Source organism: Burkholderia sp. Ac-20384 (genome assembly GCF_017104605.1).
Classification (GTDB): domain Bacteria; phylum Pseudomonadota; class Gammaproteobacteria; order Burkholderiales; family Burkholderiaceae; genus Burkholderia; species Burkholderia lata.
Genome location: NZ_JAAGPE010000623.1, coordinates 1 through 1534 on the forward strand (window position 1 = coordinate 1; position 1534 = coordinate 1534).

Genomic DNA, 1534 nt, shown 5'->3' on the forward strand with positions numbered 1-1534 from the left:
CCGCGTGCGGCGCCGGAAACGCATGCCGGCGCGCACGCCACGCGCCGACCCAGGCCGCCGCCAGCAGCGCGACGAGCACCCACGGAATCGCACCGGCGCCCGTTGCACCGAGCAGCATCCCGCCCGCGATGCCGCCGCCTGCGATCGCGAGATTCCACACCGTCACGAGCATCGACTGCGCGACGTCGGCCGCCTCCCCTGCCGCGTTCGCGGTGGCCGTCTGGAACAGCGTCGGCGCGCCGCCGAACGCGAGCCCCCACAGCGCGACGCCCGCATAGACGATCGCCATTCCGGAACCGGCGCCGAGCATCGCCGCCGCGATCGCGAACAACGCGATGCTGACGAGCGTCAGACGGCGCTGCGCAGCGCCGATCCAGGCACCCGTCAGCGCGATGCCGACCAGCGACGCGATCCCGAACACGAGCAGCACCGCATCGACCTGCGCGCCCATCCGCACGCCCGCGAGAAAGGGCGCGACGTACGTGTACAGCATGTTGTGCGCGAGCACGTACGCAAACATCACGGTCAGCACCGGCCGCACGCCTGGCAGCGTCATCACGCCGAGCACCGGCTCGCGCGCGCCGGCCTGTTGCCCCGGATAGTCGGGCACGCGCCAGCGGATCCAGCCGATCAGCACGAGCGCCGCGAGCGTGATGCCCGCGAACGCGATGCGCCATCCGAATGCCGCCCCTAGCGCGGTGCCGGCCGGAATGCCGATCGACATCGCGACCGGCGCGCCGAGCATCGCGACCGCGATCGCGCGGCCGCGCAGCGACGCATCGACCATCCGGCTCGCATAGCCGGCCAGCAGCGCCCACAGCAGCCCGGCCGCCATCCCCGCGACGAAACGCGCGGCAAGCGTGAGCGCGTAGTACGGCGACACCGCCGTCAGCGCATTCGACACGACGAAGCCGGCCAGCGCCGCGAGCAGCAGGCTGCGCCGGCGCATCGCGCGCGTCGCGGCGACGAGCGGAATCGCCGCGACGATCGAGCCGAGTGCATACACGGTCACGAGCTGGCCGATCAGCGCCTCGGTCACGCGCAGGTCGACGCTCATCAGCGGCAGCAGGCCGGCCGGCAACGCTTCGGTGAGGATCGTGATGAAGCCGGCCGTCGCGAGCGCCAGCAGGTTCGCAACCGGCAGGCGCGTGCCGGCCTGCACCGGTCGAACGGCCAGCTCGTCATCGATCGACGTGCAATCGCTCATGCCGCGCTCCCGGTTTCGACGCCGTAGACCGCATCGCGCACACAGGTCACGATCCGCCCATTGAGGCCCTCGTACAGCGTGTTGGACAGCGCGACGACCGTCAGCCCGGCCGCGCGGTCGACGAACCACGTATGCCCATACGCGCCGCCGCCGCGCCAGGTGCCGACCGACTCCGGCGACTGCGCGGCCACCGGGTCGCGCAGCACCGAAAAGCCGAGCCCGAAGCCGAAACCCGGCGCATCCCGCAGGTCGTGCGCACCCGGCTGCGCGCGCGCCATCTCGTCGGTCCATGCGCGCCCAAGCCAGCCGTCACGGCCCGTGCGCAGC

1 protein-coding gene and 1 pseudogene are annotated in these 1534 nt (G+C 72.6%); both read right to left on the bottom strand.

Annotation, left to right across the window (positions count from 1 at the left end; genetic code table 11):
• On the bottom strand, positions 1 to 1207 hold a 1207-nt coding region (locus G3O00_RS42375), incomplete at its 3' end, for an MFS transporter (protein WP_206146564.1).
• A pseudogene (locus G3O00_RS42380) lies at positions 1204 to 1534 on the bottom strand (serine hydrolase); the annotation flags it as partial. The gene G3O00_RS42375 and the pseudogene G3O00_RS42380, both read right to left, overlap by 4 nt.